Origin of the sequence: Streptomyces sp. NPDC051364 (assembly GCF_040682115.1) — a bacterium.
GTDB lineage: Bacteria > Actinomycetota > Actinomycetes > Streptomycetales > Streptomycetaceae > Streptomyces.
Genome location: NZ_JBFBAH010000020.1, coordinates 38,091 through 63,887 on the forward strand (window position 1 = coordinate 38,091; position 25,797 = coordinate 63,887).

Annotated in this window: 27 protein-coding genes; 9 read left to right on the forward strand and 18 right to left on the reverse strand. The window is 72.5% G+C overall.

Translation table 11 applies throughout. From position 1 onward, the window contains the following. Positions 1 to 29: 29 nt before the first annotated feature. On the forward strand, positions 30 to 872 hold the full coding sequence (locus AB0M76_RS30810) for an NlpC/P60 family protein (protein WP_365956012.1): 843 nt from the start codon (positions 30 to 32) through the stop codon (positions 870 to 872). Between the two features lie 133 nt (positions 873 to 1,005). Beyond that, positions 1,006 to 2,274: a serine hydrolase domain-containing protein gene (locus AB0M76_RS30815; RefSeq protein WP_365956076.1), complete on the forward strand. Its 1,269-nt coding sequence runs from the start codon at positions 1,006 to 1,008 to the stop codon at positions 2,272 to 2,274. Positions 2,275 to 2,339: 65 nt separating this feature from the next. Here the strand turns inward: AB0M76_RS30815 and AB0M76_RS30820 are convergent, their stop codons facing one another. The 5 genes from AB0M76_RS30820 to AB0M76_RS30840 all read right to left on the reverse strand — a co-directional run bounded on the left by AB0M76_RS30820 (position 2,340) and on the right by AB0M76_RS30840 (position 6,569). Next, a complete protein-coding gene (locus AB0M76_RS30820; RefSeq protein ID WP_365956013.1) occupies positions 2,340 to 3,158 on the reverse strand; it encodes a hypothetical protein in 819 nt (272 codons plus the stop codon). Further along, positions 3,142 to 4,068 carry a sigma-70 family RNA polymerase sigma factor gene (locus AB0M76_RS30825; protein WP_365956014.1) on the reverse strand — a complete coding sequence of 309 codons (927 nt, stop codon included), beginning with the start codon at positions 4,066 to 4,068 and terminating at the stop codon, positions 3,142 to 3,144. Before AB0M76_RS30825 ends, AB0M76_RS30820 begins: the two co-directional genes overlap by 17 nt. Beyond that, entirely contained in the window at positions 4,065 to 4,292 is a 228-nt protein-coding gene (locus AB0M76_RS30830) for a hypothetical protein (RefSeq protein WP_266632259.1), read from the reverse strand. The genes AB0M76_RS30825 and AB0M76_RS30830 overlap by 4 nt, the downstream gene beginning before the upstream one ends. A gap of 167 nt (positions 4,293 to 4,459) precedes the next feature. Then, positions 4,460 to 5,899: an ATP-binding protein gene (locus tag AB0M76_RS30835; RefSeq protein ID WP_365956015.1), complete on the reverse strand. Its 1,440-nt coding sequence runs from the start codon at positions 5,897 to 5,899 to the stop codon at positions 4,460 to 4,462. Continuing rightward, a complete protein-coding gene (locus AB0M76_RS30840; protein ID WP_365956016.1) occupies positions 5,892 to 6,569 on the reverse strand; it encodes a response regulator transcription factor in 678 nt (225 codons plus the stop codon). Before AB0M76_RS30840 ends, AB0M76_RS30835 begins: the two co-directional genes overlap by 8 nt. Before the next feature lie 133 nt (positions 6,570 to 6,702). Here AB0M76_RS30840 and AB0M76_RS30845 point away from each other — a divergent pair, with 133 nt between their 5' ends. After that, positions 6,703 to 7,347 carry a hypothetical protein gene (locus tag AB0M76_RS30845; RefSeq protein WP_365956017.1) on the forward strand — a complete coding sequence of 215 codons (645 nt, stop codon included), beginning with the start codon at positions 6,703 to 6,705 and terminating at the stop codon, positions 7,345 to 7,347. A 98-nt stretch (positions 7,348 to 7,445) separates the two neighbouring features. Here the strand turns inward: AB0M76_RS30845 and AB0M76_RS30850 are convergent, their stop codons facing one another. Then, positions 7,446 to 8,354, reverse strand: a complete 909-nt coding sequence (locus AB0M76_RS30850; protein WP_365956019.1) for an aldo/keto reductase — start codon at positions 8,352 to 8,354, stop codon at positions 7,446 to 7,448. Between the two features lie 81 nt (positions 8,355 to 8,435). Here AB0M76_RS30850 and AB0M76_RS30855 point away from each other — a divergent pair, with 81 nt between their 5' ends. Next, complete coding sequence (locus tag AB0M76_RS30855; protein ID WP_365956077.1) at positions 8,436 to 9,416, forward strand: DUF5937 family protein; 981 nt, start codon at positions 8,436 to 8,438, stop codon at positions 9,414 to 9,416. A 176-nt stretch (positions 9,417 to 9,592) separates the two neighbouring features. Here the strand turns inward: AB0M76_RS30855 and cynS are convergent, their stop codons facing one another. Both cynS and AB0M76_RS30865 read right to left on the reverse strand, forming a co-directional pair. Further along, entirely contained in the window at positions 9,593 to 10,063 is a 471-nt protein-coding gene (cynS, locus tag AB0M76_RS30860; RefSeq protein WP_266670191.1) for a cyanase, read from the reverse strand. Positions 10,064 to 10,103: 40 nt separating this feature from the next. Beyond that, positions 10,104 to 10,709 (reverse strand): carbonic anhydrase, encoded by a 606-nt coding sequence (locus AB0M76_RS30865; protein ID WP_365956020.1) that lies wholly within the window; start codon positions 10,707 to 10,709, stop codon positions 10,104 to 10,106. Between the two features lie 124 nt (positions 10,710 to 10,833). Here AB0M76_RS30865 and cynR point away from each other — a divergent pair, with 124 nt between their 5' ends. After that, positions 10,834 to 11,721 carry a transcriptional regulator CynR gene (cynR, locus tag AB0M76_RS30870; RefSeq protein WP_365956021.1) on the forward strand — a complete coding sequence of 296 codons (888 nt, stop codon included), beginning with the start codon at positions 10,834 to 10,836 and terminating at the stop codon, positions 11,719 to 11,721. Between the two features lie 8 nt (positions 11,722 to 11,729). On the opposite strand, the gene AB0M76_RS30875 is transcribed toward cynR, so the two are convergent. After that, complete coding sequence (locus tag AB0M76_RS30875; RefSeq protein ID WP_365956022.1) at positions 11,730 to 12,428, reverse strand: hemerythrin domain-containing protein; 699 nt, start codon at positions 12,426 to 12,428, stop codon at positions 11,730 to 11,732. A 114-nt stretch (positions 12,429 to 12,542) separates the two neighbouring features. Here AB0M76_RS30875 and AB0M76_RS30880 point away from each other — a divergent pair, with 114 nt between their 5' ends. Next, positions 12,543 to 13,286, forward strand: coding sequence for an IclR family transcriptional regulator C-terminal domain-containing protein (locus AB0M76_RS30880; RefSeq protein WP_365956023.1), 744 nt, complete (start codon positions 12,543 to 12,545; stop codon positions 13,284 to 13,286). Positions 13,287 to 13,391: 105 nt separating this feature from the next. After that, on the forward strand, positions 13,392 to 13,718 hold the full coding sequence (locus AB0M76_RS30885) for a putative quinol monooxygenase (RefSeq protein ID WP_365956024.1): 327 nt from the start codon (positions 13,392 to 13,394) through the stop codon (positions 13,716 to 13,718). A gap of 202 nt (positions 13,719 to 13,920) precedes the next feature. On the opposite strand, the gene AB0M76_RS30890 is transcribed toward AB0M76_RS30885, so the two are convergent. Together AB0M76_RS30890 and AB0M76_RS30895 are read right to left on the reverse strand one after the other, a co-directional pair. Beyond that, the gene (locus AB0M76_RS30890; protein ID WP_365956025.1) at positions 13,921 to 15,621 is read right to left on the reverse strand and encodes an AMP-binding protein; all 1,701 of its coding nucleotides are present in this window, start codon (positions 15,619 to 15,621) and stop codon (positions 13,921 to 13,923) included. 78 nt (positions 15,622 to 15,699) lie between these two features. Then, positions 15,700 to 17,532: a hypothetical protein gene (locus AB0M76_RS30895; protein WP_365956027.1), complete on the reverse strand. Its 1,833-nt coding sequence runs from the start codon at positions 17,530 to 17,532 to the stop codon at positions 15,700 to 15,702. A gap of 267 nt (positions 17,533 to 17,799) precedes the next feature. Here AB0M76_RS30895 and AB0M76_RS30900 point away from each other — a divergent pair, with 267 nt between their 5' ends. Further along, positions 17,800 to 19,332 (forward strand): alpha/beta hydrolase, encoded by a 1,533-nt coding sequence (locus tag AB0M76_RS30900; RefSeq protein ID WP_365956028.1) that lies wholly within the window; start codon positions 17,800 to 17,802, stop codon positions 19,330 to 19,332. Positions 19,333 to 19,360: 28 nt separating this feature from the next. On the opposite strand, the gene AB0M76_RS30905 is transcribed toward AB0M76_RS30900, so the two are convergent. The 4 genes from AB0M76_RS30905 to AB0M76_RS30920 form a co-directional block, all read right to left on the reverse strand. After that, complete coding sequence (locus tag AB0M76_RS30905) at positions 19,361 to 20,053, reverse strand: RraA family protein (RefSeq protein WP_365956029.1); 693 nt, start codon at positions 20,051 to 20,053, stop codon at positions 19,361 to 19,363. A 123-nt stretch (positions 20,054 to 20,176) separates the two neighbouring features. Then, positions 20,177 to 20,425 carry a hypothetical protein gene (locus tag AB0M76_RS30910; RefSeq protein WP_365956030.1) on the reverse strand — a complete coding sequence of 83 codons (249 nt, stop codon included), beginning with the start codon at positions 20,423 to 20,425 and terminating at the stop codon, positions 20,177 to 20,179. A gap of 290 nt (positions 20,426 to 20,715) precedes the next feature. Beyond that, complete coding sequence (locus tag AB0M76_RS30915; protein ID WP_365956031.1) at positions 20,716 to 21,939, reverse strand: cytochrome P450; 1,224 nt, start codon at positions 21,937 to 21,939, stop codon at positions 20,716 to 20,718. Positions 21,940 to 21,990: 51 nt separating this feature from the next. Next, entirely contained in the window at positions 21,991 to 23,103 is a 1,113-nt protein-coding gene (locus AB0M76_RS30920; RefSeq protein WP_365956032.1) for an alpha/beta hydrolase-fold protein, read from the reverse strand. A 314-nt stretch (positions 23,104 to 23,417) separates the two neighbouring features. Between AB0M76_RS30920 and AB0M76_RS30925 the strand changes: the two genes are divergently transcribed. Next, positions 23,418 to 23,918 carry a hypothetical protein gene (locus AB0M76_RS30925; RefSeq protein ID WP_365956033.1) on the forward strand — a complete coding sequence of 167 codons (501 nt, stop codon included), beginning with the start codon at positions 23,418 to 23,420 and terminating at the stop codon, positions 23,916 to 23,918. 66 nt (positions 23,919 to 23,984) lie between these two features. Here the strand turns inward: AB0M76_RS30925 and ddaH are convergent, their stop codons facing one another. The 3 genes from ddaH to AB0M76_RS30940 form a co-directional block, all read right to left on the reverse strand. Further along, positions 23,985 to 24,821 carry a dimethylargininase gene (gene ddaH, locus AB0M76_RS30930; RefSeq protein ID WP_365956034.1) on the reverse strand — a complete coding sequence of 279 codons (837 nt, stop codon included), beginning with the start codon at positions 24,819 to 24,821 and terminating at the stop codon, positions 23,985 to 23,987. Positions 24,822 to 25,029: 208 nt separating this feature from the next. Beyond that, the gene (locus AB0M76_RS30935; protein WP_365956035.1) at positions 25,030 to 25,578 is read right to left on the reverse strand and encodes a HEAT repeat domain-containing protein; all 549 of its coding nucleotides are present in this window, start codon (positions 25,576 to 25,578) and stop codon (positions 25,030 to 25,032) included. Then, positions 25,578 to 25,718 carry a hypothetical protein gene (locus AB0M76_RS30940; protein ID WP_365956036.1) on the reverse strand — a complete coding sequence of 47 codons (141 nt, stop codon included), beginning with the start codon at positions 25,716 to 25,718 and terminating at the stop codon, positions 25,578 to 25,580. Before AB0M76_RS30940 ends, AB0M76_RS30935 begins: the two co-directional genes overlap by 1 nt. Between the last annotated feature and the right edge of the window lie 79 nt (positions 25,719 to 25,797).

The following is a 25,797-nucleotide window of genomic DNA, read 5'->3' on the forward strand; positions in this document are numbered from 1 at the left end:
CCCCAGGCAACGAGAATCGAGGATCCCGCATGCTTCGCCGGTCCGGTCTCATCGGCACACTCATCGCACTCCTGGTCTGCCTCCTGTGGCCCCCCGTGTCGGCCGCGGCCGCCGACAGTTCGTGCCGGGTCCTGGCCCCGGGGGCGTCCGCCGCAGCCGAGCGGGCCGTCGGCGCCGCCTGCGCACAGGTCGCGGCCGACGTCTGGTACACGTGGGGCGGCGGCCACGGTCCGCAGCCCGGGGCCACGTACGGGCAGGTGGACCCTACAGATCCGGCCAGCGCACACGATCCCGAGCGGCTCGGCTTCGACTGCTCGGGACTGGTCCGCCACGCCTATGCCGAGGCCACCGGGTCGGACATCCTGAACGGGGTCGCCAGCGCCCAGTACTACACGCACCACGCGGCCGGCCGCTTCACCGCGGCCGACGGCCTGGCCCCGCTGCTCCCCGGCGATCTGCTGGTGTGGGGCACCTCCCAGAACCTGCACCACATCGCGATCTACCTGGGCGCCGGCAAGATGGCGGAGGCCCGGCAGTCCGGTACGAAACTGATGGTCAGCGATGTCCGGCTGAACAGCGGTTACTACGGGGCGGTGCGGATCGACCCCGGTCCGGTGACCGGGCACGTGTTCCGGACCTGGGGCACCGGTGTCTGGACCAAAGCCCAGCCGTCCACCGCGGCCGCGCGCGTCTACGCCTTCCCGGGGCCGACGACGATCCGCGTCGAGTGCCAGAAGCACGCGGAGAAGGTCACCTCCGACGGCTACACCAACGACGCCTGGTCCTATCTGCCCGACTACAAGGCATGGGTCACCAACATCTACATCCAGGGCGCCGCGTGGCTGGAAAACGTCCCCACCTGCACGTTCTGAGGCGGCACGCACTCGGTCCACACCCGTCCGGCACGTACGATCGCAGGCCGCGGCCTTGATCACCGCCCCGCGGCGGCGAGTCCACGAACGCGAAACCCTTCCCGTCACTCTGCAGTTGAGGAACAACGTGCGCCTGCCTCTCGACCGACGCCTGACCATCAGTGCCGCCCTGCTCGCCGTGCTCGCCGGTGCGGTGCCCGCGACAGCCGCCGAGGCAGCGGCGGCCCCGTTCTCCGCCCAGGCGGCGCAGACCGCCGCTCCCGCGCCGAAGCCCGATCTCGAGGCCGTGACGCAGGCGTTGAAGAACACCACTGCGGTCGGTGCGCCCGGCGCCATGGTCCGCATCACCGGTTCCGGTGCGCCGCTGACCAGTGTGGTGGGTGTGCAGGACCGGACCACGGGCGCGGCCATGGACATCAACGGCCGCTTCCGGATCGGCAGCGTCACCAAGTCGTTCTCCAGCGTCGTACTGCTCCAGCTGGTGGACGAGGGCAAGATCAGCCTGGACGCCCCGGTCAACCAGTACCTGCCCGGCCTGCTGCCCGACGACCGCATCACGGTCCGGCATCTGCTCACCCACCGCAGCGGGTTGGCGGATTACACCAACGCCATGTTCGACAAGACCGTGCCCGGCTTCGAGGCCGTCCGGAACAAGGTCTTCACCTACCAGGAGCTGGTCGCCCTCTCGCTGCGCGAGCCGCGCACGACCGAGCCGGGCGTCTCGTACAAGTACTCCAACACCAACTTCGTGGTCGTCGGCATGCTCATCGAGAAGGCCACCGGGCACGGCGTGGCCAAGGAGTACGAGCGCCGCATCATCAAGCCCCTGAAGCTGAAGAACACCTCGTACGTGCACCCCTCGACCGCGATCAAGGGTCCGCACCTGCACGGCTACCTCCACCCGGACGAGGCCGGGGCGCCGCTGGTCGACTCGACCGAGCAGACGGTGTCCTGGGCGCAGTCCGCCGGTGCGATGATCTCGAACACGGCCGATCTGAACACCTTCATGTCCGCGCTGCTCGGCGGCAAGCTGCTGGCACCGCGCACGCTCGACGCCATGCTCACCATGACCCCGACGGACACCACGAACACCCGCTTCTACGGACTGGGCCTGCGTCGCTACGACCTGTCGTGCGGCACCTCGGTGTACGGGCACACGGGCACGGTCCAGGGCTTCTACACGTACGCCTTCGCCACCCGCGACGGCAAGCGCAGCCTCGCCGCGGTGGCGAACACCTCGAACAAGGGTGAGGCCAACACGGCCCTGGGCGGCACGCTCGAGGGCGCCTTCTGCGGGAAGAAGGCGCCTGCGGCCCCCACCGCCCAGCGCAGCTTCGCGCTGATCCCGGACCTGACCGCGGCCCCGGCCGAGCAGGACCTCCCGGAGCACGGCTCGCGCTGACCCCGGCAGCCGGTGCCGCTCGGCGGTCCCCTGCCGAGCGGCACCTCTGTTCCAGGCGGTGGCGATCAGGTGGCCCGGAGCCTGGGCGGGAGACTCGGCGGGGTGCGGCGGCCGGGCCGGGCCGGGCGGGCGGCGGCCGTCAGGGCGCGGATCCGGTCGGTGAAGTCCGGGTCGGGCAACGGCAGTTCGAGATCGTCGTCCACGTAGCTGACTGCGGCCGAGACGTACTCCATGACGGCCTTGACCGTGCTCGAGCCGCGCTTCGACCCGCCTCCGCTGGGCCGTAGCGCCCGCAGGACGCGCAGGGTGGTGGGCAGGCTCGCATCGGCCGCGAGGTTCCGCTCCGCACCGTCGAAGACCACGGTGGCCGCGTCCGGTGCGTCCGGTGCGTCCGCCACGCCCGGCGCATCGGCCGCATTCGGTGAATCCGCCGCGTGCCGGGCGGCGGACGGGGTCGTCTGGCGCCGCCACCACAGGGCTTCGTGGTTCTCGCCGAGCGCGAGGTGGTGGAGGTACAGGCAGTACGAGGCGATCGAGTCTCCGGCGCCGGCCGCGTACTGCCACCAGAAGCGGGCGGAGTCCTCGGCGTCGGTGAGCAGCAGGATGCAGCCCAGGACGCGCGCACCGGAGGGCTGGGGCAGCTTGTTCGTGAGGAAGTCGCCCAGCGCGGCGACGGCGGCGCCGGTGACGGCCGTTTCGCACAGCGCCTGGAGGTCGCGCGCGGCTCCCCGCACGTCCTTGTGCGGTTCGGCCGCCGTCGCGCCGGGCGCCCGTGCGCCCGGCTCGTGGTGCGGTGCGCCGCGGGTGTCGGCAATGTCGGTGGGCGCGTGCGAGGCGTCGTGGAGGCGGGCGCGGGCCAGCAGTTGGTCAATGGTCGAGGTCACCGGAGACCTCCTCCTCGGTGGTGGTGTCCGGGTACAGGGCGGCGTGCAGGTTGCGCTTGGCGTGCCGGGCGGTGGACCGCACGGCGGCGAGGGAGACGCCCAGTTCGTCTGCCGCCCGGGCGTCCTCCAGCCCGCACAGGTACAGCAGGACGATGACGTCCCGCTGGAGCGGCGCCAGGTCTGCGACGGCCCGGAACAGGGCCATGGACTCCTCGACCTGGCCGATCGGGTCCGGGGCGAGGTCCAGGGCGACCGTGTCGAAGGCGGCTTCGAGGAGCGAGGGGCGGCCGTTGTCCTTCGGCGCGCGTTCGAGCACGGTCTGGCGCAGGATCGGCCATGCGAACCGCTCGGGGTTCTCGCTGGCGAGTGCGTCGTGCCACAGCATCAGCAGCAGGGTGAAGACGTCGTCGACGGCCTTCTGTACGAGGCCGGGGCGGCGCAGGTACGCCGAGGCGTAGCAGGTGTAGTGCGGGTGGTGCATCTGCCGGAAGGCCAGGTAGTCCAGGGGGACCGAGGTGGCCCGGGTGCGGTGGCGGGCGCCGCCCTCGTGGAGGCAGTCCTTGATCCACGACGTGCGCTTGCCGAGGTCCCGCGCTGCCAGCACCCAGCGCAGCCGCATCGTGTCGTACGGCACGCCGGGCCGGTCCAGAGCGAGAAGCACCGTACGGACGAAGACCCAGCGGGGATAGCGGCCGACGGCCCGCAGCAGTTCGGAAATGTGCCCCTTGGGCCGGCCGGTGCGCGCCTGGAGCTCCTCCAGGGTCACTCCCCTGCCGTGGATGGCGTCGCGCAGCGGCTCGAGCCAGGCGCGGTGCGCCGCTCCGGTGCCGTCCGCGATGGGCCCCAGTCGGCGGCCCGGTTTGCCGCGCCGGCCCTGGGGGACGTCCTGGGGTGCCGAGTGGAGGTTCATCCGCGCGGCTCCTCGTCCCGGTCGGGCACCTGTACGGAGGGCCGCTCGCGGCGGCTCTCCGCAAGTCCCGTGCCCGCCTGCACGATCTGCTGCACGCCCAGCGCGACCGACGGGATGAGTGCGGTGACGGCTGCGACGGGCTGTCCCGCCACCACCATCACCACACTGAATGCAAAGATCGCTAAGAGCGCCACCACGGTGACGATCATCCGGTTGTTCTTCATCGCGCCGTCCTCTGGCTGTGTGCGCCATGGTTGATGTCTGTTCGGGATGCGGCTCTGGCGTTGCTGACGCCCCCCTTCGAGAGCCGAGGCAAGCATGGAGTGAACAGAGTTGGACAGGTGCGAAAAAAGCAGAACGGGGAACAATCAGAACCGGATATCCGCCCGCTTCAGGCGGAGTCCAGCGGAAGGCGGGCCACCAGACGTGCGCCGGCCGGGGCGTCCTCGACCGTGAGGGAACCGCCCAGCCGGGTGGCGATGTCGCGGGCTATGGCCAGGCCCAGGCCGGTGCCTCCCTCGTCGCGGCTGCGGGCGTCGTCGAGGCGGGTGAACCGCTCGAAGACCCGCTCCCGGTCGGCGACCGGGATGCCCGGCCCGTCGTCGCGTACCTCCAGCACGGCCGTACGCCGGGCCGCGTCGACCCGCAGGAGGAGCCGGACCCGCCGGTCGGCGTGGCGCTGGGCGTTGTCCAGCAGGTTGGTGACGAGCCGGGAGAGCCACAGCATGCTGCCGCGCACGGTGGCCTCGGGAGCGATCTCCATGTCGACGGGGATCCGGTCCCGCCTGCGCGAGCGGGCCGCCTCGCGGGCGACGTCCGCGAGGTCGACGGCTGCTGCCGGGGGCGGTTCGCCGGTGTCCAGGCGGGCCAGCAGGAGCAGGTCGGCGGCGAGGTCCTGCAGTCGTACGGTGTCCTCCAGGGCCCCGCTGACCAGTTCGCCCCACAGCGCCGGATCGGGGTGGGCCTGGGCGACCTCCAGCTGGGTGCGGAGCACCGTGATCGGGCTGCGCAGCTCGTGCGAGGCGTCGGCGATGAACCGGCGCTGACGGATCCCGGCGGCTTCCAGCCGGTCCAGGGTGGTGTTCATGGTGACGGCGAGCCGGGCGATCTCGTCCTGGCTGCGCGGTACCGGCACCCGGCGGTGCAGGTCGCGGTCGCTGATCTCGGCGACCTCGGCCCGGATCGCCTCGACGGGGCGCAGCGCCCAGCCGGTCACCCGCCAGGTGACCAGGGCGACGGTGAGCACGAGCAGCGGTACTCCGACGGCCAGCGCGCCGGTGATGACGTCGTCGGCGGCGTCGGCTTGCCGCAGCGAGGTCCCCGCGTAGACGGTGACCAGTCCCTCCCCGGTGACGGTGGTGACCTGGACGACGCGATGGCGGCGGTCGCCGCGGGCCGGGCCCTCCTTCCACGTGCGGCGGACCGTGCCGGGTTTGCCCGGGCGGGCCGGGGAGAGGGCGGGGCGGCCGGCGAGGTTGGGGCTCGCCGCCAGGACACGGCCGTCGGCGTCGACGACCTGCAGGAAGTCGGTGTCGCGCCCGGGTGCCAGTACGGTGTCGAGCCGGCCCGCGGCCGCGAGCCCGGCGGTGGAGAGGGCCTGCCGTTCGGCATCGGCCTGGGCGTTCCGCATCAGGTTGCCGTCCAGCATCCCGAGCAGGGCGAAGGAGGCCGCGCCGAGGGCGAGGGCCACCACGGTGGAGGCGCCGAGCGTGGCCCGCGCGCGGACGGACCGGGGGCGCAGGCGCCGCGCGGTGCAGCGGATCCGGCGGAGGGCGCGCAGGCGGACCCCGCCGAGGGACCGGGCGGCGGCGCCGGTCTTCGGTTCAGCCACCGTCGGCCGCCAGCCGGTAGCCCGCGCCGCGGACGGTCTCCACGGCGGCCCGGCCGAAGGGTGCGTCGATCTTCCGGCGCAGGGCGCTGACGTGGACCTCGACGACGTTCAGGTCACCCTCGTAGGCGGCGTCCCAGACATGCTCCAGTATCTCCCGCTTGGGTACGACCTCCCCGGCCCGCCGGGCCAGGTACACGAGGACCGCGAACTCGCGCGAGGTCAGCCGGGCTTCGGTACCGGCGCGCGTGCACCGCTGCCCGGCGGGGTCGATCAGCAGGTCGCCGAACTCCATGACCTGCGGGCTGCGGCGGCCGGTGCGCCGGATGAGAGCGCGCAGCCGGGCGACCAGGACCACGTAGGAGAAGGGCTTGGAGAGGAAGTCGTCCGCGCCGGTGTCGAGGGCCTCCGCCTCGTCGTACTCGCCGTCCTTGGCGGTGAGCATCAAGATCCCCGACTCGCAGCCGCTCGCGCGCAGCCGGGCGCAGACCCGGTAGCCGTTGAGCCCGGGCAGCATGATGTCGAGCACGATGGCGTCGTAGTCGTGCTCGCCGGCCAGCCACAGGCCCTGCGGGCCGTCGTGGGCGACGTCCACGGAGAAGCCCTCGGCCTGCAGACCCCGCTGCAGGGCCGCGGCGAGCCGCCGTTCGTCCTCGACCACCAGTACGCGCATGGGGACAAGGTTCTCAGGTCGCGCCGACGGCTTGCTGAAGAGGTCTTCAGGTGGCTTCAGCGAGGCTTCAGCATCGGGCGCGCAGGATCTGCCGAGCCGGGCAGGGTGCTCGGAGAACGCGAGGAGCATGCCGATGACTCAGTCCAGTCCCCAGCCCCCCGAGCCGCCCGCGGGCCCGGGCGAGGCCAAGGCCGACGCGACCGAGACCGCGACCGGTGCGGTGGCGGGTCGCCGCGGCCGGCTGGTCCGGCTGGCCCGTGAGGGGCGTACGCGATGGGTCGCCCTCGGGCTGGTCGTCCTGATCGGCGGCGGGGCGGCAGCGGTGGCCGCGGCCGAGCACGGCCACCGGGAGCACATGCGGGACGGCTTCGGCGTCAAGGTCCGCGAAAACGGCCGTGCGGGGAAGCCGGCGCAGGGCCCGATGGGCCCGAAGCTGCACAAGGGCGCCGAGCCCGAGGTCGTCGACGGCGACCGCGGCCTCCCGGGCCGGGAACCGGGCGGCCGCGGTCCCGGAGGACGGGCGGACGGATCCGCCAAGGGCGCCCCGGTGCCGCTGCCCGCGCTGCCGGCGGCCCAGGCCGTCGAGAAGGCGACGGCCGCCGTGGAGGGCGGCAAGCTCGAATCGCTGCGCGCCGTCGCACAGCAGGGCGGCGGCAGCGCCTGGCTGGCCGTGGTCCTCGGTCCCGACGGGGTCCGGCACGCCGTGACCCTGGCCGGCGCCGACGGCACGGTCACCGGCAACACCGTCGCCGGGAAGGGACCGCTCGGTCCCCGCTGACCGGGCACCCGGCCGTCCGTTCCGCCACGGCGGGGCGGACGGCGAGCCGGCCGACCGGTGGGTCGGCAGTCGGTCTGCCCCCGGTGGGATGTCTGCCGTCACGCTCCCCCGGAGTGCAGCGAGTCCAGCAAGGCGAGGTCCTCGCCGGAGAGGCGCAGGGCGCCGGCGGCCACGTTGGCGGTGAGGTGGTCCGGGTTGCCGGTTCCGGGGATGGCCAGGACGTGCGGTCCGCGGTGCAGGGTCCAGGCCAGCCGGATCTCGGCGGGGCCCACCCCGTGGGCGCGGGCCACGGCGAGCACCTCCGGGTGCTCGGCGCCGCTCGCGCCCGCTTCGCGTCCCGTCCCGGCGATCGAGTAGAACGGCACGAACGCCACGCCCTGCTCGCCGCAGGTGTGCAGGAACGCCTCCTGCTCGGGCCGGGCGCCGAGCCCGTACAGGTTCTGTACGCAGGCCACCGGCGCGATGGCCCGGGCCTCGGCGAGGTGTTCGGGCTGTACGTTGGAGAGGCCGAGGTGGCGGATGAGTCCCGCCTCGCGCAGGTCGGCCAGGGCGCCGAAGCGCTCGGCGATCGAATCGGTCCCGACGATGCGCAGGTTGACCACGTCGAGGTGGTCGCGGCCGAGCTGGCGCAGGTTCTCCTCGACCTGGCCGCGCAGCTGCTCCGGAGTGGCGTGCGGCAGCCACTGTCCCGACGGGCCCCGGCCGGGGCCGACCTTGGTGGTGATGACGAGGTCGTCCGGGTACGGTGCCAGGGCCTGGTTGATCAGCTCGTTGGCGGAGCGCAGCGGGGAGAAGTAGAAGGCGGCGGTGTCGATGTGGTTGACGCCGAGCTCGACGGCGCGGCGCAGTACGCCGATCGCCCGGCTGCGGTCGCTGGGGGCGGCGCCGGGGGCGAACGCCGGGCCGTTCTGGGTCAGTCGCATCGCACCGAAGCCGAGGCGGTTCACTTCGAGGTCGCCGAGTTTCCAGGTGCCCGAGGCGGCCGCGGTGATCGTCTGAGAGGTCATGCCGGAATGATCTCCGCGCAGTAGGCTCGGGGCCATTGATTCGGGCATGGGTGAATCCAAGGGGTGGTCCTCCTGGTGGAGTTGGCGTTCTCGGCGGGCGATCTGGCGCAGATGCGGTTCGCCATCTCGCCGTTGTGGGAGGTGGTGACCAGCTTCCGGCGGCTGCTGAACGACGGCGCCGTCTCGCCCGTGTACCGGCCGTGGGCGGAGCAGGTACGGCCCCGGCTGGCGGCCGCCGGGCTGGACCGGGGCTGGCTCGCCGAGCTGATCCCGCCCAAGGGGTACGTGCCCCACTTCCTCAACCCTGCGTCCGCCGGGCCGGCCCCCGCCCTGGCGGCGGAGCTGGCCGGGGTCCTGGCCGCTCCGGCCGGCCCGGTCCGCCGCAACCTCGACCACCTGCGCTACCACCAGGGCTCGCTCGGCCCCCGGGCACGGGCCCTGCACGCGGACCCGCAGGCCCGGCTGCCCCGGCTGGCGGAGGAGATCGAGACGTACTGGAAGCTCGCGCTCGCCCCGTACTGGGCCCGGATCCGCTCGGTGCTGGAGGCCGATGTCTTCCACCGGGCCCGGCAGGCGGCCGAGCAGGGCGCCGGCCACGTCATCAACGAGCTGCACAGCGCGGTGCAGTGGGACGACAACGCCCTGCGGCTGGTGCGCCGGACCCGGCCCCTGTCCCGGGAGACGGCGGGCCGGGGGCTGCTGCTGGTGCCCTCGGCCTTCCTCGGGCCGGGCCTGCTGACCCGGATGACGCCGCCGGATCCGCCGCAGCTCGCCTATCCGGCGCGCGGGGTGGGCGCGCTGTGGGCGTCGCGGCCGCCGGCCGGGAAGGCCGAGGCCCTCGCCGTCGTGCTCGGCCGTTCGCGGACCCTGTTGCTGACGGAGCTCGAGGCGCCCGCCTCCACCACCGAGCTGGCCCGCCGTACGGGGCTCTCGGCGGCCGGGGTGTCGCAGAACCTGACCGCGCTGCGCGACGCGGGCCTGGTCAGCGCGCACCGGGCGGGCCGCTCGGTGCTGTACGCCCGCACCGCGGTGGCCGAGACGCTCCTCGACGCCTCCGCATAGCAGGGCTGGAGCGGCTAAGCGGCCTCGGGGAAGTGGGGTGCGTTGTCGCGTCGTCCGGTGCGGTGCATCGCAAGGCGGAGCGGCACGCTTGTACTGGACGTACCAGGGTGCTGCGACAACGCGGCGAGGCGCCATGCCGGGCGGCGCGGGGGCGTGCCCCACTCCACCGAGGCCGCTTAGAACGGCTTGGTGGGGAGGTACTTGCCGTCGAGGGTGATGACGGCGCGCTCGCCGCCTTCGGGATCCGCCACCTTCCTGACGTCCAGCTTGAAGTTGATCGCGCTGATGATGCCGTCGCCGAACTGCTCGTGGACCAGGGCCTTGAGGGTGGTGCCGTAGACCTGGAGCATCTCGTGGAAGCGGTAGATGGTCGGGTCGGTCGGGATGCCGCCGGGGATCGAGCCCCGGGTCGGGATCGTCTGCAGGAGCAGCGCGGCCTCGGCGTCGAGGCCCAGCAGCTCGGCGACGGCTTCCGCGGAGGCGGCCGGCAGAGGGTGCTGGCCCAGCACCGCGGCGGTGACGAAGGCGACCGACAGGCCGGCCGCGTCGGCGATCTGCTGCCAGCTGAGGTTCTTGCGGATCTTGGCGTCGACGGCGGCGTCGGCCAGGGCCTGGCGGGCGGAGGGGGCGAACTGGGCGTGGATCATGGGAGGTTCCCTTCAGGGGTGGAGTGGCGGGTGGGGCGGATCAAGCCGCGGGGGCGGCCGACCGGCCGGTGGCGGGGTCGATCTGCTCGACCGTGCCGGTGGGGATGTCGTAGACCCAGCCGTGCAGGGTGACGGCCTCCGCGGCCAGGGCGCGGGCGACCGCGGGGTGCGTGGCGAGGTTCGCGAGCTGCGCGGCGACGTTGTTGCGGATCAGGACCTCGACCTCGCCTTGCGGCGTCCCGGTGGGCGCCGCGTGGCGCAGCCAGCCGGCGATGGCGGGCAGCTCCGCGAGGTCCTGGCCGGCGGCGAGTGCGGTCATGGCGCCGCAGGCGGAGTGTCCGCAGACCACGATGTCGCGGACGCCCAGGACGGCGAGCGCGTACTCGATGCTGGCCGCGACCCCGTCGGTGCCGGTGGCGCCGTCGCCGGCGGCCGCCTGGGCCGGTACGAGATTGCCGGCGGTCCGGATGACGAACAGCTCGCCCGGCTCCCGCTGGGTGATCAGCTCCGGGACGACGCGGGCGTCGGAGCAGCTGATGAAGAGGGTGTGCGGCCGGTGGGTGGTCGCCAGGCGGGCGAAGAGCTCCGCCTTGGCGGGGAAGACGTCCTGCTGAAAGTGCTCGACGCCCTCGGCGAGATCTTGCACGGTCACTCCCTTCGGTGGTGCCTGCCCCGGTCGGGCTGACGAGTTCCACCCTGCATGACCTGTACCTATAGTGTCCAAGACGCAGTATTCATGATCGTTATTGCTGATATCTATAGTGGTGCTCATGCCTCTGGAACTGCGCCATCTCCGCTATCTGCTGGCCGTGGCCGAACACGGCAGCTTCACCCGCGCCGCCGAGGAGCTGCACATCTCGCAGCCCACGCTGTCGCAGCAGATCAAGCAGCTGGAGCGGACCGTGGGGGTCCAGCTACTGGACCGTACGGGGCGCGCCGTACGCCTGACCGACGCGGGCGCGACCTTCGTCCCGTACGCGCGCCGCGCGCTCCGGGACCTGGCCGCCGCGGAGCGGGCCGTCCTGGACGTGGCGGACCTCTCCCGCGGCAGCCTGCGCCTCGCCATGACGCCGACGTTCACCGCGTACCTGCTGGGACCGCTGGCCGCGGAACTCCATGCCCTGCATCCCGGAATCACCCTGAACGTCAAGGAGATGACGCAGGGTCAGCTGGAGTCGGCGCTGCTGGCCGATGCCGTCGACCTGGGAATCGCCTTCCAGGGCGCGCACCTGCCCGGCGTCGGCGCCACCGACCTGTTCACCGAGTCCCTCGGCCTGGTGGTCGGCCCCGCCCACCCGCACGCCGGCCGTACCGAGCCCCTGCCGGTGTCCGAACTCGCCGCGTGCCCCCTCGCGCTGCTCAGCGGCGACTTCGCGACCCGGGCCCACATCGACGCGTACTTCCACCGGCACCGGGTCGAACCGCCGATCGCGGTGGAGGCCAACTCCATCAGCGCCCTCACCGAGATCGTCCGGCGCACCGGGCTCGCCACGGTGCTCCCCGACGCCCTCACCCGCGACCACACCCCGCTGCACCCCGTCCCCCTCGCCCCCGCCCTCCCGGCGCGGACGGTGGTCCTCCTGCGCCGGGAGAGCGCGTACGAGAGCGCCGCCTCCCGCGCCTTCGCCTCGCTGGCCCGGCAGTGGGCCGACGGCTGAAACCGCGGTCAGGCCGCGAACACCAGCGCCACTTCGGCGGCGTACGCCCGTAGCAGGGGTTCCAGGGCGGCCGGGTCCGCGGCAGGGCCGGGCAGCAGGCGGCGGGCCTCGTCCTCGGTGGCGTGGCTCAGCAGCCACGCGCGGGCCCAGGCCGGGTCGGCGGACCGGTCGGCGCTGCGGATGCGCGCCTCCGCGGCCGCGTAGGCGGCGCCGGGCACCCGGGCGGCGATGACCGGGAAGACGTGCTGCTCCTCGGCTTCGATGTGCTCGGCCAGCAGGTCCCGCTGGTCGGCGAGGAGCCCGGCCAACCGCCGGGCGTGGCGGCCGGGTTCGGCGGCGAAGCGGTCCGCGGCCGCGTCGCAGGCGGCCTGGAGCGCGTCGAGCGCCTCGTGGTCGTGGAGGAAGCGCACGATGCCGGCCACTGCGTCGGCCGCGTCGGGTACGGCGTCCAGGACCACCGGCCACAGGATCTCGTCCTCGCCGCGGTGGTGGCCGCGCACGACGGCGTGGTAGCGGTGCACGTACCGGGCGACGGCCTCCGCCCGCGCGGGCCCGGCCGGTTCCGCGGCCGCGGCGAGAGCGGCGAGCAGCCGGGCGAGGCGCTCGATGTCGGCCAGGATCGCCCGGTGGGCGAGCCGGATGCCGCTGAGGTCCGCAACCGCCGCAGGGTCGTACCGCCTCGCGGGGGTGCCGTGTTCGCTGTCCATACGCACGACTGTGCGCGCTCCCGCTCTGCGTCCGGTCAACGTTCGATGAACGCCGCCCGTCCGCTGCGTCATAGGCTCGGGGGATCCGTGCCCTCACCCTCGGGAGAACCCACCATGCCGTCCACCGGTCCGCAGTCCGTCGACCGCGCGCTGGCGATCCTCGACGCCGTCGCCGACGCGGCCGGGCCGGTCAGCGCCAAGGCGCTGGCACGCCGGACGGAGTGCTCCCTGTCCACCGCCTACCACCTGCTGGCCCCGCTGACCGCGCGCGGGTACCTCGTCCGCACCGGGCAGGGGTACGTGCTGGGGCCGCGCGTCCCCGGGCTGCACCGGAGCCTGCTCCGGCAGCTGGAGCCGGCGCCGCGCATGGCCGATCTGCTCACCCGGCTGCGCCGCGCCACCGGCGCCGAGGCGTACCACACCGCCTACCGGGGCGGCCTGATCACCGTCGTCGACACCACCGCCCCGGTCACGGACGCGGCGAACCCGTTCACCCCCGGGCGGGAGACCCGGGCGCACGCCACCGCGCACGGCAAGGCGCTGCTCGCCGAGCTGCCCCGGCCGCTGCGGCGGCGGTACCTGGCCGAGCACGGGATGGCCCGCCTGACCGGGGCCACCATCACCAGCGCCGGGCTGCTGGAGGCGGAGCTGTCCCAAGTCCGGGGGCAGGGCTACGCCCTCTCCGTCGGAGAGGCCGACCCCTCGTACACCTGCCTGGCCGTCGCCCTGCCGCGCGGGCGCGGCGACGACGGCGACGCAGTGCATGCCCTGTCGGTGTCGCTGCCGACCGGGGAGTTCCGGCGGCGCCCGGAGGAGATCCGCACCGCGCTCGCGGATGCCGCGGCGGACTGCGCTTGACGGACGGCCCCGCGGGCGCCCCGGAGGGCGCCGGGATTCCGACCCTGCCGGAAATACGGCGCGATGGGGATGCGCGGCCCGCGGCGGCCTGCCAGGCTGGTCGGCATGATCTTCATCGCCGTCAGGTTCGACGTCCGTCCGGAGCACAGCGACAACTGGCTCACCCTCGTCGACGAGTTCACCCGGGCCACCCGCAACGAGCCGGGCAACCTGTTCTACGACTGGTCGCGCAGCGTCGACGACCCCAACAAGTACACGCTCCTGGAAGCCTTCACCGACGCCGAGGCGGGCGCCGCGCACGTCGCGTCCGACCACTTCAAGGCCGGCATGGAGACCCTCGCGGGCGCCATCGCCGACACGCCGGAGATCATCCACGTCGAGGTGCCCGGCCAGGGCTGGAGCGCCATGGCCGAGCTGTCTCCCCGTAACTGAACCTCGCCGTTCGGCCCGGCTGCTGGTGCCGCGCCAGGCACTAAGCGGCCTCGGTGAAGTGGGGTGCGTTTCCGCGTCGTCCGGTGCGGTGCATCGCAAGGCGGAGCGGCACGCCTGTACTGGACGTACCAGGGTGCTGCGACAACGCGGCGAGGCGCCGTGCCGGGCGGCGCGGGGGCGTGCCCCACTTCCCCGAGACCGCTTAGGAGGAGAGCTCCATCAGCCGGGCCGCCGCCTCGCGCATCTCGACCTTGCGGATCTTCCCGGTCACCGTCATCGGGAACTCGTCCACGACGTGCACGTACCGCGGGATCTTGAAATGGGCCAGCCGTCCGTCGCAGAAGGCGCGGACGGCGGCCGCGGTCAGCGGCTCCGCTCCCTCGCGCATCCGCACCCACGCCATGAGCTCCTCCCCGTACTTGGGGTCCGGGACGCCGATGACCTGGACGTCCAGGACGTCCGGATGGGCGTGGAGGAACTCCTCGATCTCCCGCGGGTACACGTTCTCCCCGCCGCGGATCACCATGTCCTTGATGCGGCCGGTGATGCTCAGATAGCCGTCCTCGTCCATCACCGCCAGGTCGCCGGTGTGCATCCAGCGCGCCGCGTCGACGGCCTCGGCGGTGCGCTCCGGCTCGCCCCAGTAGCCGAGCATCACCGAGTAGCCGCGGGTGCACAGCTCCCCCGGCTCGCCGCGGGGCACCGTCCGCCCGGACTGCGGATCGACCACCTTGACCTCCAGGTGCGGTCCGACGCGGCCGACGGTGGACACCCGGCGCTCGACCGAGTCGTCGGCGCGGGTCTGCGTCGACACCGGCGAGGTCTCCGTCATCCCGTAGCAGATGGACACTTCGCGCATGCCCATCCGGTCGATGACCTCCTTCATCACCTCGACCGGGCAGGGCGATCCCGCCATGATCCCCGTGCGCAGGCTGGACAGGTCGTACGCGTCGAAGCCGGGTGCGGCCAGCTCGGCGATGAACATGGTGGGAACCCCGTACAGGGAGGTGCAGGACTCCGCCTCGACCGCCGCGAGGGTGGCCCCCGGGTCGAACGAGGGCGCCGGGATGACCATCGCCGCACCGTGGCTGGTGCACGCGAGGTTGCCCATGACCATGCCGAAGCAGTGGTAGAACGGCACCGGGATGCAGACCCGGTCCTGCTCGGTGTAGTGGCACAACTCGCCGACGAAGAAGCCGTTGTTGAGGATGTTGTGGTGCGACAGGGTCGCACCCTTGGGGAAGCCGGTGGTCCCCGAGGTGTACTGGATGTTGATCGGGTCGTCCGGGCTCAGCCCGGCCCCCGCGTGGACGAGGTCGGCCGGGTCGCCCCGGCGGCCCTGCTCGAGCAGGGCCGTCCACCGCGGCCCGTCCAGCAGGACCGTGAACTCCAGCTCCGGGCAGTGCGGCCCCACCTCCTCGATCATCCCGGCGTAGTCGGAGGTCTTGAAGCGCTCCGCCGCGACGAGCAGCCGGATCCCGGACTGCCGCAGGACGTACTCCAACTCGTGGGAGCGGTAAGCCGGGTTGACGGTGACGAGGATCGCCCCGATCTTCGCGGTGGCGTACTGCACCAGCGTCCACTCGGCGCGGTTGGGGGCCCAGATGCCGACCCGGTCCCCCTTGACGATGCCCAGGTCCAGCAGGCCCAGCGCGAGGGCGTCGACGTCGGCGGCGAGCTCCGCGTAGGTCCACCTGCGCCCGGCGGCGAGGTCGACGAGGGCGTCGCGGTCGGGGAACCGGCGGACGGTCCGGTCCAGGTTCTCGCCGATCGTGTCGCCCAGCAGCGGCACTTCGAAGACCCCGGATGCATAACTCGACGACGCGGTGCTCGACGCGGCAGACACACGTACCTCCTGGACTCGGTGGCGGGGCGGGGCCCGGCGGGCCGGCGCCCTCCTCATGATCCTCTCCGTCCGGAACCCCGGCCACCCTCGCGGCGCCGTTCCCCCGAAGGGTGTTCCCCGTTCAGTCTTCTGTGTTCAGCGCAGGCAGCCGACGATCCTGACGGAGATCTCCGCGCTGCCGGTGAGTGCGGCCGCCGGATCGGTGGCGCTGAACACCAGCTTGTACGTTCCGTCGGGCAGCAGCGGGACGAGGAAGCGGCCCGACGCTCCCGCGCCCAGGGTCACGGGCCCGTTCGGCCCGTTGATCCGCCAGCTCGTGTACTGCGGGTCGGTGACGGGCTGGTTGCCCGGGCGGGTCCGGGCCGTCCCGGCGAACGGCTCCTCGCAGCCGCGCCGCAGTTGTCCGCCGGCGCCGGGCTGCTGGATGCTCACCGCCGGGGCCTGCGGCTGCTGGCGGGTCGGCGAACTGCTCTGCGACGGGGTGGCCGGCCGGCTCGGGCCGCCCGTGGTCGGGGTCCCCGGGCTGTTGGGGCTGCCGGGCGTGGGAGACGTACCGGGCGAGGCGGTGGGGCTCGTCGTGGGCGAGGCGCCGGGGGTCGGGGCGGAGGCCGAGGGCGACGCGGAGCCCGTGCCGCCCGTCGCACCCGGCAGCGGGTCGAGTGCGTGCGGCAGTTCCGGCCTGGTGACGGCGGGCGGCGAGGGGGCCTTGGCGGGCTCGGTGGGCTTGGCGTCGATGGTGGCGCAGACCGCGCTGGCGACCAGCTCCTGACTGTCCGGCACCGGTGACACGCGCAGTGCCTGGTCGTCCGGGCCCCGGCCGTGCGTGTCGAAGTAGCCGTTGCCGGTGAGCGTCTCGCGGTCGCTGTGCTCGATCCAGACCGAGTTGTAGTAGTCGACACCGGCCTTCTGCTGGTTCCTGCCGGTGACGTGCCATGCCTTCACCTTGTGGCCCGAGGGCTCACCGGCCGCCGGCGCGTCGGTCGGCGCGTACAGCCAGCCGTCGCCGAAGAAGCGTGTCGGAGCCTCTGCGGCGCCCTTCTCGTTGTCGGCCGGGAACTGGAAGCCGCCGCCGACCACCAGCTTCCCCTTCGGACAGGACACGGCCGTGTCCGCGCTGCCGCCCGCGGCCACCGCCACCTTCACGGTGGCCACGGACACGCTCTTCAGCCGGACACAGATCGGACGGACGGCGACCGCGTAGTTCGACTCCGGCGGCTGCGGGTCCTCGATCCGGGTCTGGCGCACGATGTTCTCGGACGAACGGAGCGGGAACACGCCGGTGCTCAGCCGGGTGCCCGGGTTGAGCGCGACCCGGGGCACGGGCTTGGTGACGCCGGCCCCCGACGACTTCGTGGTCAGGCTGTCGAGCGGGACCGGCCCGACGGCGCGGCCCGACACGGTGCGGCCCGCCCGGAACTCGATGCCCACCGGGGTGAAGTCGCCGGAACACGAGGGCCAGCCGGTGGCCTTCTCGGCCGCGTCCGCGAACGGCCCGTCGGTCGTGAGGTCGTGGATGATCGCACCGCCGGTGGCGGTCACCTTGTTGCCCCGGTCGTGGAATGCGTGCGCCTGCTCGGTCCAGTCGACGCCGCCCAGGAAATCCGGTTTCGCGTTGATGCACAGGGCGTACGAGGTGAGCGTGGCGGGCGTGTCGTCCGGGTTGTACGCGGCCGCCAGCCAGGCGTCGCCCATGAAGAGACTGCTCGTGGCGAAGCCGGTACCGGTGATCGCATACCCGCCGCCGAGCGCCTTCTCGTGCGCCTGGCACGGGGCGACCGCGGCCTGCTCGCCGCGCGCCGGGACCGGCACCGAGGCACTGCGCTGGACGACGGTCAGCTGCGGGCCACCGCTGACCGCCCATACGCCGACTCCGACGGCACCGGACACCACCAGGGCGCCGGCGGTCGCCACGGCGGCCGTCTTGGCGGTGATCACAGTGCCCAGCTTCGCGAGAACTCCAGAGCCCATCGTCGATGCCCCTCCCCCGGCCGCACGTGCGGCACCTACCCGCAGCTGCGGGGCGTGGGCAATGTAGCGCTGGGTGCGACACACGTCACAGGGGTGTGAAGTATCGGTTCTGCTACGGCCTCCCCGCGCGGTGGCGGCGAACCCACCCCCAGCCCGGGAGGGGGTGGCACTACTGCCACCCCCGATGCGGATGGCAGTGGTATCGAGGGGCGGGGGCCGGCGCGGGACGATCAAGGGGACCTGCCGGACCCCAGGGGGAGTTCAGACATGCACGTGTTCAAGAAGCCTGCCCGATGGCTCGCGGCCGCCGCCTGCGGGCTGCTCGCCGCAGCCGTCCTGCCCGTCGGCCACGCGAGCGCCGCGCCCACCGGCGCGGGCGGCGGGAGCCCGCGGACACCCGACCGGTATCTGCACCAGCAGCTCAACTGGCAGCCCTGTCCCGGCGGATCACTGGAGTGCGCCTCGATGTCCGTGCCAAGGGACTGGTACCACCCGGACTCCGGACCGAGCCTGACGATCGCGGTCTCCCGGCACCGGGCAGCCGATCCGGCGAAGCGCCGGGGCGTGCTCATGATGGCGGCCGGCGGCCCCGGGGCCTCGGGGCTCCCCCGGCCGGCCCGGCTCGCCTCGTACAGCCCGAAGCTGGCGGACGCGTACGACATCGTCAGCTTCGACCAGCGCGGTGTGGGCGCGAGTACGAAGGTGGTCTGCGCGGACCAGGACAAGGTCGACGCCATGTTCGGCGGCGGCGATCTGCGCGACCGGTCGGCGGCCGCCGTCCGGCAGACCCTCGACCGCGCCCGTGACTTCGTGCAGGACTGCAAGCGCAACTCGGGCGGGCTGCTGCCGTACATCACCACCGATCAGGCCGTGCACGACATGGACCTGTACCGGGAGCTGCTCGGCGCGGAGAAGATCTCGTACTACGGGCCCTCGTACGCCAGCTTCCTCGGGGCGTACTACGCGACCGAGTTCCCCCGCCGCGTCGAGCGGGTCGTCCTCGACAGCAACATCGACTTCACGGGGGACTGGCAATCCTTCCTGACGGGGCAGCCGATGAGTTTCCAACGCCGGTTCGAGCAGGACTTCCTGCCGTGGCTGGCGGCCAACGACGCCACGTACCACCAGGGGCGCACGCCCGAGGAGGCGCAGGCCTCGTACGAGCGGCTGCGGGCCGCGCTGCACGACCGGCCGACGGCCGTCGAGGGGACGGTCATCACGCCCGACCACCTGGACGCGGCGGCCACGAAGGCCCTGTACAACGCCGGCCAGTTCGCGGACCTCGCCTCGCTCCTCGGCTTCCTGGAACATCCGGAGCAGGCGCCGGCGGAGACGAGGAAGGCCGTCGCCGGGCGGCTGAAACACGTCATGAGCGCCGACTTCGTCGCCGACTACTTCGCGGTCACCTGCGGCGACACCCCGTGGAACCGCGACAGCCGGTACTGGGTGAAGGAGAGCGCCGAAGCCACGCGTACCTACCCCCTTGCAGGGGCACGGGAGTTGACGTTCGCTGCGGTCTGCGCCAACTGGCCGCGCTCCAAGGCGCCGCGCATCAAGGTCACCGGCGAGGGGCTGCCTCCGGTGCTGATGCTCAACTCGCGGAACGACCCGGCGACGTACTACGAGGCCGCCGTACGCGCCCACCGGGGGCTGGCGGGATCGCGCCTGGTCACCGTCGAGGGCGGCGACCACGGGCAGTTCCAGAACCGCAACGCATGCGTCGACGCCCACGTCGAGGGCTATCTGCTGGACGGCGCCCTGCCGGCCGGCGACACCACGTGCCCGGCGGCGCGGGGATGATCCGCGCAGCCGGGGTTCGGCGGCGCCGTCACTCCTCGATGGCGCCTCCGGTCCGGCGCAGGTGCCGGCGGAAGGTGTACGAGGAGTCCGCCTCGCGCAGGACCAGGTAGTCGGCGAACGCCGTCTGACTGCGCAGGGTGTCGCCCGAGCGGATCCGGCGGGCCTGTTCGCGCTCGGTCTCCCGGATCCGGAGCGCGGTGTCCAGCACCTCCTCCACCCGGTCGGCGGCGACGAACAGCACACCGTCGGCGTCTCCGAAGACGAAGTCCCAGCCGCCCACCAGATGCGGCCCGAACCGGGCGGTGACCAGCGCCTCGGGCTCGCGTTCGTCCAGCCGTACCGGCCCGGGCGGGTGGCTTCCGTAGCTGAACACGGGCAGGCCGATCTCGGCCAGCTCGGGCGTGTCGCGGTGCAGCCCCCACACCACGAGGCCCGCCACGCCCGCCGTCTCGGCCTCGAGTACGGCGAGGTCGCCCACGCAGGCCTCGTCCGACCGGCCGCCGTTGTCGATGACCAGGACGTCGCCCGGCTCGGCGGATCCGTACGCCTCCAGGAACACGTCGACGCTGCCGTAGTGGCGGACCGGGAGCGCGCGCCCCGCGAGCCGGTGCTCCGGCAGCACGGCGCGGATGCCGGGCGGTGCGACGCGCAGCGGCACGCCGATGCGGTCGCAGGCATCGGCCACGAGCGGCGTGGACAGGTCGGTGAAGGCCTTCAGCATGCCGTCTCCCCTTCTCTCCCGGATCTGCCGAACGGGCGGCTCGGGTCAGCCGCCACCCCCCATGGTGCCTTCCCGGCCGCCCGGGGCGCGGTGTTCGGGGTGCGGCGTCGCGGGATGTCGGTGTCACGGGATGTCGGTGTCCGAGGGCTCCGCCTCGTAGGTGCGCGGCTCGTCGCCCTGCCATTCCACGAGCGCCGAGCCGCCGAGGACCACCTCGTCGGGATCGGGTACACCGGCCCGGCGCAGGAACTCGATCACGTCGGCGTCGTTGAAGGCCATGCCGAGGACCGTGTCCTGCCCTTCGGCGCGCAGGGAGACCCGGCGGCCGCCGGCCGGGGCGATCGGGTGGACGAGGATCGGCACATGGTGCATGGGCCCAGCCTCCGCCGGGACGGGCGGGGCCGCATCCGGACGACGCGATCCCGTCCGCCGTCCGGACACTCAGCGGTCTCGGGGAAGTGGGGTGCGTTTGCGCGTCGTGCGGTGCGGTGGATCGCACGGCGGAGCGGCGCCCCCGTACCGGGCGTACTCGGGTGCCGCGACAACGCGGCGAGGCGCCGTGCCGGGCGGCGCGGGGGCGTGCCCCACTTCCCCCAGACCGCTCAGCGCCGCGTCAGGCAACGTTTGCGCGACGGGGCGAACGTTGCCTGACGCGCCACTAACTAGAGATCCGCGGTGATGGGGAAGGCGCGCAGGGCGTGGAAGCGGAACGTGCTCGCCCAGGGGAGCTCCTCCACGGGGCGGGCCGGGCGGAGCCCGGGCAGCCGGTCGAGGAGCGCGCCCAGCGCGAGCGTGATCTGCAGGCGGGCCAGCGGCGCGCCGAGGCAGTAGTGGAGCCCGTGGCCGAGCGCGAGGTGGGCCTTGTCCTCCCGGTCGATGTCGAAGCGGTCGGGGTCCGGGTAGCGGGCCGGGTCACGGTGCGCCGAGGCCAGGCAGAACAGGACCGTGTCGCCGGCCGGGATGCGGACGCCGCCGATCTCCACCGGCTCGGTCGGGAAGCGGCGGATCGCGGTCTGGTTGGGGCCTGCGTACCGCAGCAGCTCCTCCACGGCTTCGGGGAGCCGGGCCGGGTCGGCGCGCAGGGCGGCGAGCTGGTCCGGGTGGGTGAGCAGGGTGAGGACCCCGCCGGAGACGACGTGCTGGACGGTCTCGCTGCCGGCCATCAGGATCAGGAAGGCGAGCGAGACCAGCTCGTCCTCGGTGAGCCGGTCCTCCTCGTCGCGCGCCGCGATCAGGCTCGACAGCATGTCGTCGCCGGGGCGGGCGCGCCGCTGCGCCACCAGGTCGACGAGGAACCGGTGGACGTGGCCGATGGCCGCCACGAGCTCCTCCTTCGAGCGCGGGGCGAGCATGGTGGCGACCCAGCCGGAGAACCGGTCCTGATCGGGGGCGGGGACGTGCAGCAGTTCGCCGATGGTCCGCAGCGGCAGCGGTCTGGCGAACTCGGCGACCAGGTCCGCCTCGCCGGAGCGGGCGATCCGGTCGGCGAGCCGGGTGGTCAGCTCGTCGACGGAGTCCTGGATGCCGGCGCGCAGCAGCTCGACGTGCCGGGCGGTGAAGCCCTTCGACACGAGGCGGCGCAGCCGCAGGTGGTCCTCCGGGTCGATGTTGAGGAGGTTGCCGTCGAGGGCCGGCGGGAGGGAGAAACCGCTGAACCCAGTCGCCGAATGGCGCTTGTTGACGGAGAGGCGGGGGTCGGCGAGCCCGGCCCGTACGTCCGACGCGTGGGTGACCAGCCAGACCGGGGAGCCGTCGGGCAGCGCGACGCGGTGCACCGGACCGGTGGCGCGCAGGCGCGCGTAGACGGCGTGGGGGTCGCGTGCGAACGACGCGTCGAACGGGCACGGGAGGGGTGGCGTGGTGGTGGTTGCTGCGTTCTGGGTCATGCCTCGTCTTGTTTCCTTGTTCCGATCAGGATGGCCGGTACGCGCCGGAGGTCACTCGGCGCCGATGCGGCCGCCGAGCCACTCCATCGCGGGCGGAATCTCCCGCCTCCACGTGTTGAAGCCGTGCCCGCCGTGGTCGAGGGTGATCGACGAGACGCGCGCCGGCTCCTTCACCTTCTCTATGAACTTCTGCGTCGGCTTGTAGTTCCCCTCGCCCTGCTGAGAGGTCGCCACCAGGAAGGAGGACTTGCCCTGTGGCAGGTTGTCCAGGCTCCACAGCAGGTCGGATCGTTTCTCCTCGGCGGTGTTCCCGTGGAACAGATCGCCGGAGTCCTCGTCGATCTCCGGCTTGTAGTCCGCCGAGAGCCCCACCCCGGCCGCATAGTTCTCCGGGTGTTCCAACGCGACCTTCAGCGCGCAGTAACCCCCCGTGGAATCCCCCATGATGGCCCAGTTCGAGGGCGAGGTGCCGACGCGGTAGGCGCCGGATATCGCCTTGGGCAGGTCCGTACCGAAGAAGGTCTCGCTGAGCGGGCCGCCCGGCACGTCGATGCACTGCGTGTTGCGGGTCGGCACCACCGAGGGCTGCATCATGACCATGATCATCGGCGGCATCTTCTTCTGCTTGGCGAGCTTCCACGCCGTCTTCGGGTAATCCAGCCCCTTGAGCAGGTTCTGCGCCATCCCCGGGAATCCGGTGAGCACGACGGTGGCCGGGAACTTCCTGTGCTCGTTCCCCTTCTGGAAGTACTCCGGCGGCAGGTACACGTAGGCCTGGACGGCGGCCTTGGACCGCTCGCCCTGCACCGTGACCTTCTCGATCTCGCCGCCCACGTGCGGTGTGCCGCCGCCGGGCACGTCCGTCGGCTGCCGGCCGAGGAGCCGCACCCCCGAGCCGGCCTGCGCGCCCTCGCCCATGGTGGGCATCGGCCGCTCCACACCGGCCAGGTCCGCCCAGGAACCGTAGAGCAGGAAGGTCCGGTTGGCCGTGAGGCCGATCGAGGCGAGCAGCAGCACCTGAAGCGTCAGCACCACACCGACCCGGCCGAACACCGGCCGCCGGCCGCGGGGGCCGAGGCGTGGCCACAGCCACACGGCGGACGCGAAGGCCAGCACCGTGGCGAGTACGACGATGATCAGGAGCGTACCGCTTGTCAGACTCACGAATCAGGGGAACTCTCTGCGTGGTGTCGGCACGGACCGGCTGGTCCGGCGGCGCCGCCGGTGCGTGCGCACAGGGCTAGACAGCAACGGGAGCCGATCCGTTCCACACCATTCTCGGGACCGGAGCCATCCAGCCAATCTGTTGACATGGGCCTGACATTTCAAGGTCCCTGTGGGACCTTCCCCGGCGTGTCTCGAAAGCTCTCTCCCCCGGCCATGACGGAAACCGCCCCCGACGGCCGGGTGCACGCCGGCGAGGCCCCCCAAGGCCCCGCTTCACACCCCACGAGGACGTGGCGAAGAGGAGCGACAGGATGAAGATCTCGACATGGCCGGGCGTGACCGCCCTGGCAGCAGCAGTGATCGTCGGCGGAGCGACGTCGGCGACGGCCCTGGGCCCCACGGCCGACCAACGGGTCGACGGCGTCATCGTCGTCGCCGGCAACACCTGTACGTGGACCAACGCGCACACCAGCGCCAACCCCCCGAGCGCACTGACCGTCGACCGCACCACCATCAACACACCGGGCGGCAACCTCGGCTGCAGCGGGAGCATCACGGCCGGCCTCAACAACAACCCGGCGTTCACCTTCGACGACGCCGCCGGCGTCGCCAAGACGGACGCCATCGACATCACGGGCAAGCAGAGCTTCATATCCTGCCGTTACAAGGCCACGAACATCACGTGGAACCGTGACGGAGTCACCCGCAAGTACGTCAACCAGGCCTTCACCGCGACCAAGACCTCGGGCAGCTTCCTGTGCCCCGGCTCGGTCACGACAGCGGCCGGGGACGCCTCGATGCTCTTCCACTGATCCCGCACCCGCCGCAGCTCTGCCGCAGCCCCGCCCGGGGCTGCGGCACACCGGTTTCGACGCGGGTCAGGGCCGGATCTCGAGGGTGCAGCACTTGACGCTGCCGCCGCCCTTGAGGAGTTCGGACAGGTCCATGCCGATGGGGCGGAAGCCGCGCTCGCGCAGCCGGCCGGCCAGCCCCTCGGCCGCCTCGGGGAGCACCACGTTCAGGCCGTCGCTGACGGCGTTCAGCCCGAATACGGCGGCATCCTCGGCGGATACGAGCAGCGCGTCGGGGAAGAGTGTCTCCAGGAGGGCGCGGCTGCCGGGGGCGAAGGCCTCCGGGTGGTACATGATCTCGTCACCGTCGAGTACGGCGAGCGCCGTGTCGAGGTGGTAGTAGCGCGGGTCGACCAGCTCCAGGCTGATGACGGGCCGGCCGAAGAAGGCCTCCGCCTCCTGGTGGCTGCGCTCGTCGCTGCGGAAGCCGTAGCCGGCCAGGACGAAACCGGCGGTGACCAGGAAGTCGCCCTCGCCCTCGTTGACGTACTCCGGGTCGTGCAGCTCGGTGAAGCCGTTCTCGCGGAACCAGTCCAGGTACGCCGGCCCCTCGGGGATGCGCTCGGCGTTGCGGAAGCGGGCGCCGAGGACGCGGCCGTCGACGACGGTGGCCCCGTTGGCGGCGTACACCATGTCGGGCAGGCCCGGCACCGGGTCGATCAGCTCGACGGTGTGCCCGAGCTCGCGGTACAGCTCGCGCAGCCGCTCCCACTGGAGGACGGCGAGTTCGGTGTCGACCGGCTTCTCCGGGTCCATCCAGGGGTTGATCGCGTAGACCACCTCGAAGTGGGAGGGGCGGCACATCAGGTACCGGCGCAGGCGCTGTTCGCGCGGCCGGGCGGAGGGCATCGGGGCAAGGGTCATGGTCGCTCCCGGGCGGGGGCCACGGTGGTGGCCGAAACGAGGGGGTCTTTCCCGCCCGAGCCTGCGCGCCCCGGGCGAACGCCGGATGAAGCCGGCGCGGCCGCCGGGGGCGTTCTGGATAGAGTCCGGGAACCGCAAAGGTCCCACCGGAAAACCGGTGGGACCTTTGCGCGACGGCTGTCACGAAAGCGGCGTGTCAGGCAGCCCCTCAGCCGAGGAGGGAATCACGCATCCAACCCGGTTCGACGCCGGACAAACGCAGACGCACGTTCTCCGCCATCGGATGGTTCAGGCGCCGGAGGGACGAGACGAGACATTCGAGAGTCCGCGTGTCCGAGAGGTCGCACGCGAGCAGCGCCTCTTCGATCGGCCCTGCCGCCTGCGACACCCCGGCCGAGGAAAGGGTGATCGCGGCCATGCACAGGTCCGGATCACCCGCCGCGAGCGCCGCCATGAGCGACGGAACCCCGGCATCACTCCCCAGATAGGTCAGAGCCGAAGCCGACATCCGCCGCAGGCCCTGGTCCTCGGCCTTGCGGTACACGTCCTCCAGTGGTTCGACCATCAGTGAGCCGAACCGGCCGAGCCGCTCGAAGACCAGGGAGCGCGCCTCCTCATCCGTCTCGAACAAGGCTGCCACCTGTGCGGCGATCGCCGATGAGCAGACCGCCAGCGCCTCGACCGCACCGACCCGGGTTGCCAGGTCCGGCGAAGCCAGACCGGCCAGCGCACCCTCGACGTTCTCGGAGAGTTCCATCACCGCACCCTCGTGACCGTGTAGGTGAAGTCCCCGCTGAATTGCGAGCCGCCCGGCATGGTGAAGATCGACTCGTTGTGCGGGCTCATCTCGGGCCTGACGTCGTGGACGAATGCGGCCTCTCGACTGAACTGGACCACATAGTTCTGCCTTTCTCTGAAAACGCCCACTCTATCCAGCTGGCCGGCTGTCGCATCTCGCCCGAGGGTGGTCACGAAC